Annotated in this window: 7 protein-coding genes and 1 pseudogene; 1 reads left to right on the top strand and 7 read right to left on the bottom strand. The window is 68.0% G+C overall.

Translation table 11 applies throughout. The features are described from left to right. From DBR20_RS23115 to hisS, 4 genes and pseudogenes are all read right to left on the bottom strand, one after another. Positions 1-293: pseudogene (locus DBR20_RS23115) on the bottom strand (ATP phosphoribosyltransferase); the annotation flags it as partial. A gap of 34 nt (positions 294-327) precedes the next feature. Next, positions 328-636, bottom strand: coding sequence for a YerC/YecD family TrpR-related protein (locus DBR20_RS12290; RefSeq protein ID WP_108266359.1), 309 nt, complete (start codon positions 634-636; stop codon positions 328-330). Positions 637-800: 164 nt separating this feature from the next. Beyond that, the gene (locus DBR20_RS12285) at positions 801-1,070 is read right to left on the bottom strand and encodes a hypothetical protein (protein ID WP_108266373.1); all 270 of its coding nucleotides are present in this window, start codon (positions 1,068-1,070) and stop codon (positions 801-803) included. Between the two features lie 23 nt (positions 1,071-1,093). Then, positions 1,094-2,491, bottom strand: coding sequence for a histidine--tRNA ligase (gene hisS / locus DBR20_RS12280; RefSeq protein ID WP_108266358.1), 1,398 nt, complete (start codon positions 2,489-2,491; stop codon positions 1,094-1,096). A gap of 139 nt (positions 2,492-2,630) precedes the next feature. Between hisS and DBR20_RS12275 the strand changes: the two genes are divergently transcribed. Further along, positions 2,631-3,383 carry a helix-turn-helix domain-containing protein gene (locus DBR20_RS12275; protein WP_108266357.1) on the top strand — a complete coding sequence of 251 codons (753 nt, stop codon included), beginning with the start codon at positions 2,631-2,633 and terminating at the stop codon, positions 3,381-3,383. Positions 3,384-3,485: 102 nt separating this feature from the next. On the opposite strand, the gene thrC is transcribed toward DBR20_RS12275, so the two are convergent. The 3 genes from thrC to DBR20_RS23110 form a co-directional block, all read right to left on the bottom strand. Next, positions 3,486-4,772 (bottom strand): threonine synthase, encoded by a 1,287-nt coding sequence (thrC, locus tag DBR20_RS12270; protein WP_108266356.1) that lies wholly within the window; start codon positions 4,770-4,772, stop codon positions 3,486-3,488. A gap of 29 nt (positions 4,773-4,801) precedes the next feature. Further along, complete coding sequence (locus tag DBR20_RS12265) at positions 4,802-5,716, bottom strand: homoserine kinase (protein WP_108266355.1); 915 nt, start codon at positions 5,714-5,716, stop codon at positions 4,802-4,804. After that, positions 5,713-5,889 (bottom strand): hypothetical protein (locus tag DBR20_RS23110; RefSeq protein WP_258223335.1); only part of this gene is annotated, 177 nt, incomplete at its 5' end. The genes DBR20_RS23110 and DBR20_RS12265, both read right to left, overlap by 4 nt.

Below are 5,889 nucleotides of genomic sequence, written 5' to 3'. Positions count from 1 at the left end.
GCATCCGGCAGGCCGATCTGGCGACGTGCAGCGGCCTGCTCGTCCAGTTCGTTGCGGCCGACGATGCCGAGGTCGCAGACGCCATCGGCGATCAGGCCGGGGATGTCGTCGTCGCGCACCAGCAACAGGTCCACCGGCAGCGACTCGCCGTAGCAGAACAGCTTGTCGCGGCTCTCGCGCCAACTCAGGCCACAGGCGCTGAGCAGGTTGCGGGCGGGCTCGGCCAGCCGGCCACTCTTCTGGATGGCGATACGCAGCCGGTCTCGCGCCGGCGCTGCCTGGGTTGCACTCATGGGGGAGGTCTCGAAGTTCGGAACGGGGCGCGGATCAGCGCGAAGCAAGGCGGTCGACGGCGGCGGCATAGCCTCGATGGCCATGCTCGAGCGTGCGTGCCACCCGTCCGGTGGTGGTCACGCTGACGCCGGTGCGCTCGTGGATCTCGCGGTACGGCACGCCCTGCTGCAGCAGCGGCACCACCTTCCAGCGGTCGGCCATGGCTTCCAGCTCGGCCGGCGTACACAGGTCACGCAGGAAGGCGACCACCTGCTCCGGCTCGCGCAGGGCGGCAAAGGCCTGGGCCAGGGCGTCCAGATCGGCTTGCGGGTCTTTGGCGGCGATGTCGGGGCGGACTTTCACGGGCAGGACTCTTGCATCAATGTAATAGCGTGTTAGTACATTAACGCATTCTTGCGCATTGCGTCAAAGGGCCGATCAGGTGCCGGCAGGCCCGTTCAGGCGGCGGAAACGAAAACGCCCACCGGGCGGTGGGCGTTCGGATGCTGCGATGGACGTGGCCCCGATCAGGGCAGACAGCGGACCTCCGCCTGCAGCGCGCCGCGCCGCAGGCATTCGCCGAACAGGCTGCCCTGCCGGCTGGGATGGGACTGCAGGTTCTGCAGCGCTCCTGCCCGGCCCGGGCACGCCCGCTCGGCCAGGGCCTGCAGATCCTGCTCAAGCTGCGCGCGGTCGATCACATGGCAGCGATCAGCCACCAACTGGTACTGCGCCGGGCCGATCCGGGTGCTGCGCAGCGCCGGGTCACTCTGGCAGCCCGCCAGCAGGAGCAGCATCAGCGCCCCTGCGGCGACGGGCTTCACGCCATGACCCGCGACTGCTCCAGCTCCACCTGCAGGGTGCTGGCCAGTTCGTCGCGCGAGATCTCGAACTGCTGCTCGCGCAGCAGGTCCTTCACTGCCACCACGCCGCGCGCCAGTTCGTCCTCGCCAGCCAGCACCACGAAACGGATACCCGCTTTGGCCGCGTACTGGAACTGCTTGCCGATCTTCTTCGGCTCCATCTGCACTTCGGTGTTGATGCCACCGGCTCGCAGGCGACGGGCAATGTCCAGCGACTGCGGCATGCCCTGCTCGTCCATCAGCGCCACCAGCGCCTGCACGCTGCTGGCCTCGATGCCCTCGATCAGGCCGGCTTCGCGCAGCTGCCAGAACAGGCGCGACAGGCCAATGGAAATGCCCACGCCCGGCAGCTTGGACTTGCTGTAGTGGCTGGCCAGGTCTTCATAACGGCCACCGGAACAGATCGAACCGATCTGCGGGTGGTCCGTCAGCGTGGTCTCGTACACCGTGCCGGTGTAGTAATCCAGGCCACGTGCAATGGAGAAGTTCAGGCAGTACGCACTTTCCGGAACGCCCAGTGCCTGCACCAGCTGCAGCACTTCGCGCAGCTCGGCCACGCCGGCACGCAGGATCTCCGACGAACCGGCACCGGCTTCCAGTGCCGCCAACTGCGCCAGCGCATCGGCATGCCCCTGCGAACGCACGGCGACGAAGGCGAGAATCTTCTCGACCTGTTCGGCCGGAATACCGAAGCCCTCGCCCGCCAGCGTCTCGCGCACGTAGTCGGGGCCACGCTTGTCCAGCTTGTCCACTTCACGCAGCACTGCCAGCTGGCGCTCGCCTTCGGCCACGCCCAGGCTCTCGAAGAAGCCGCGCAGCAGCTTGCGGTTGTTCAGCTGGATGCTGAAGTCACCGATGCGCAGTTCGGCAAACACCGCGTGGATGACCGCCAGCACTTCGGCGTCGTAACGCACGCTCAGGCTGTCCTTGCCGATCACGTCGATGTCGCACTGGTAGAACTCGCGGAAGCGGCCGCGCTGCGCACGCTCGCCGCGGTACACGCGCTGCATCTGGTAGCGACGGAACGGGAAGGTCAGCTCGTGTTCGTGCTCGGCCACGTAACGCGCCAGCGGCACGGTCAGGTCGAAGCGCAGCGCCATCTCCGGCAGCGAACGGTCGCCGGATTCGGCGGCGTTGGCCAGCGCGCCGGTGGACTGCACGAAATACACCTGGCGCTCGGTCTCGCCGCCGGACTTGGTCAGCAGCACATCGGACAGCTCGAACACCGGCGTCTCCACCGGCAGGAACCCGAAGCGCTCGTAGTTGCGGCGGATGACGTCCAGCATGCGCTGGAACGCAATCTGCTCGCGCGGCAGCAGTTCAAGGGTGCCGGGCGGGGTACGGGGCTTGATCACGGGCGGAACTCCTGCGGGAACGGGACGTGGGAGGGGGCGACATTCTAGCGCCCCGCATCGCGTGGCCGTGGAATACGGGGTCCAACGGCCGCTTGAAGTATCATAAAGCCCTCCCCCGCCCGCGATACGCCCACGCAACATGTCCCGGCCTTCCGGCGCTCCGTCCGCCACCAACGACCCCGCCGCGCCGTCCTGCGCCACGCTGGACTGCCTGCACTGCTCGGTACGCCACCTGGCGGTGTGCTCTGCGCTGTCGCCCGATGAGGTGCAGGCGCTGGAACAGGTGACCGTGTCGCAGCAGTTGACGATGGGCAGCACCCTCGCCCGCAGCGGCGAAGAGCGCCAGCATGTCTATACATTGACCGGTGGCGCGCTGCGGCTGGTACGCACGCTTGCCGATGGCCGCCGCCAGATCAATGGCTTCGTGCTGCCCGGCGATTACCTGGGCCTGAGCGGCAGCGACCACCATCGCTACGACATCGAGGCGATTGCCGACAGCCGCGTATGCCGCGTTGCCCTGCCACAGATGAAGGGCCTGCGCGCCCGTTATCCGCACCTTGAGCGCAAGCTGCTGCAGCGCGCCTGCCAGGAACTGGATGCTGCGCAGGATGCCGCCTTGGCGCTGGCACGCCTGCAACCGGCGGAAAAACTCGCTGATTTCCTGCTGCGCCTGGCTGCGCGCGAGGCCAAGCTGGGCGGGGATGGCCTGCGTGTTTCGCTGCCGATGGGCCGCGGCGATATCGCCGATCATCTGGGCCTGACCATGGAAACGGTCAGCCGCACCTTCACCAAGCTGCGCCAGCAGGGCCTGATCGCCCTGCCCCATCTGAACGTCGTCGAGATCCTCGACGAGGATGGCCTGCGCAGTCTGGCCGGTGAAGTGCAGGGCTGAGCGCCCTGACGCTGCTGGGGTTGCCGGCCAGCGGCCGGCACTACCAGGAGCACGCATCGCGGGTAGTGCCGGCCGCTGGTCGGCAACCGCCGGGTTCTCCAATCAACGCATCAACACCGCGCGCAACGCTGCGTAATCGGCCGCCAGCGGCTCGGCATGCGCTGGACGCTGCAGCAGCGCCTCCAATGCCGGCGGCACCGCAACCGCTTCGCCGATCAACGGTTCCACCACCGCCTCGAATTTGGCCGGGTGCGCGGTAGCAACCACCGCCCAATCACCCTTGGCGCCGCCTGCGCGCAGATCCTGCAGCACCTTCACCGCCGTGGCCGTGTGCGGGCAGAACAGCTCACCGTCGCTGGCATGGGCGCTGGCGATGGTCGCGCGGATGGTCACGTCATCCACTGCAAAGGCACGGAATGCCGCACGCAACTCGGCATCGTCGCCCTGGTACAGCCAGCGCAGCCGCTCGAAGTTACTGGGGGCGCCGACATCCATGGCGTTGGCCACGGTCGCAATGCTGGCCGCTGGCTGGTACTGATCGCCACCGAAGTAGCGCGGCAGCACCGCATTGGCATTGGTGGCCAGCACGATCTGCCCGATCGGCACGCCCAGCGCGCGTGCCAGCACCGCGGCCATCGCGTTGCCGAGATTTCCGGTCGGCACCACCAGGTTCAAGCGCCGCTGATGCTGCGCATGATGGGTCAGCGCCGCGTGCGCGTAATAGCTCATCTGCGGCAGCAGCCGGCCCAGGCTGATGCTGTTGGCTGAGCTGAGCGGCACCTGCGCCTGCAGATCGCGGTCGGCCAGCGCCTGCTTCGCCATCGCCTGGCAATCGTCGAACGAACCGGCTACCCGCAGCGCCCGGATGTTGTCGCCGAAGCAGCCGAGCTGATGGGCCTGTCGCGGCGACACCCGCCCATCGGGATACAGCACCACCACGCGTACACCGGGTTGCCGATGGAAGGCTGCCGCCACGGCCGCGCCGGTGTCACCAGAGGTAGCCACCACGATGGTCAGATCGCGGTCCTTGCCGGTCTGTAGGCGCGACAGCGCACCGGCGAGGAAGCGCGCACCGATGTCCTTGAACGCCGCCGTCGGCCCATGGAACAGCTCCAGTACGTGATCACCGTTGCCCAGCGCACGCAATGGCACGGGGAAGTCAAAGGCCTCACTGCAGATCGATGGCAGGGCATCAGCCAGCAGGTCACCGTCGAAGAAAGGCGCCAGCAGGTCAGCGGCGGTGTCGGCCAGGGTCACACCGGCCTGCAGCGTGCGCGGCGCCGGCAGCGCCTGCGGAACGTACAGCCCACCATCGGGCGCGAGACCGGCGGCGATGGCCGCACTGAGTCCAACGGCCGGCGACTGGCCACGGGTCGAAACGAATTGCATGGGATCGATATCCGGTAGGGAGGAAGAATTCAGCACAAACGGGCTCCGGGTGCATCGAGTGGCGAAATCCAGGCATCGCTGTCGAAACCGACAGCGGCGAAGGCCGCACGCACCGGCTCCGCTGCCACGCGCGCCTGGTCGGCATCTTCAAACCAGGCGAATACACTGGGCCCGGCGCCGGAAATGCCCGCGCCCATCGCGCCTGCGGCCAGTGCGGCGTCACGCGCCGCGTCGAAGCCAACGATAAGGCCCGCCCGCCGCGGTTCGACCAGCACGTCGCGCAGGCCGGCGCGCACCAGCGATGCATCGCTGCGATGGCAACCACTCAATACCAGCGCCAGGTTGGCGCTCTGCGCAACGAATTCGCCCAATGCATAGCTGCCCTGCAGCGCCTGCCGCGCGCGCCGGGTTTCAAGTACCGCATGTGGATGTATCAGCAGGCTGTGCCAGCTGGCCGGCACCGGAACCGGCACCAGGCGATCGGCCGTGCACAACGCCACGCCACCCAGCAGCAGGGGGCCGACGTTGTCGCCATGGCGGCCACCGCTGGCCACGGCTTCGCCATCCAGTGCGAACGGATACAGCGCCTCACGCGGCAGTGGCACGTCCAACAGCGCATTGGCCGCCACCAGCGCGGCAACACAGGAGGCGGCCGATCCGCCCATGCCGGAGCCGAAGGGAATGCCCTTGTCGATCTCGATGGCAAAACCGAAGCCCAATCCCAGCCCCTCACGCAGCGATATCAGCGCGGCACCGGCGGTGTTGCCGGCGGCTTCCAGCGGCAGCTCCACCGCACTGCCGCGGATCGCGTCGATACGCACCCGTGGTTCGTCGATGCGGCGCACGCTCACCGTATCGCCGATACCGGCGATGGCGTGGCCCAGGATGTCAAAGCCCACGGCCACGTTGGCCACCGATGCGGGCGCGAAGGCGCGTGCGATCACAGGCGCGCCCCTTCGCCGGCCGCCACCCGCAGCAGATCGGCGAACACACCGGCAGCGGTGACTTCCGGACCCGCACCCGGGCCCTGCACCACCAGCGGGTTGTCGCAGTAGCGGCGGGTACGGAACTGCACCACGTTGTCGGTCAACCGCAGGTTGGCGAACGCGTGGTCGGC

The sequence above is a fragment of the Stenotrophomonas sp. HMWF023 genome (assembly GCF_003060985.1).
Classification (GTDB): Bacteria; Pseudomonadota; Gammaproteobacteria; order Xanthomonadales; family Xanthomonadaceae; genus Stenotrophomonas; species Stenotrophomonas lactitubi.
The sequence above is the reverse complement of the archived record's forward strand: the minus strand, read 5'-3'. Positions and strand labels throughout refer to the sequence as shown.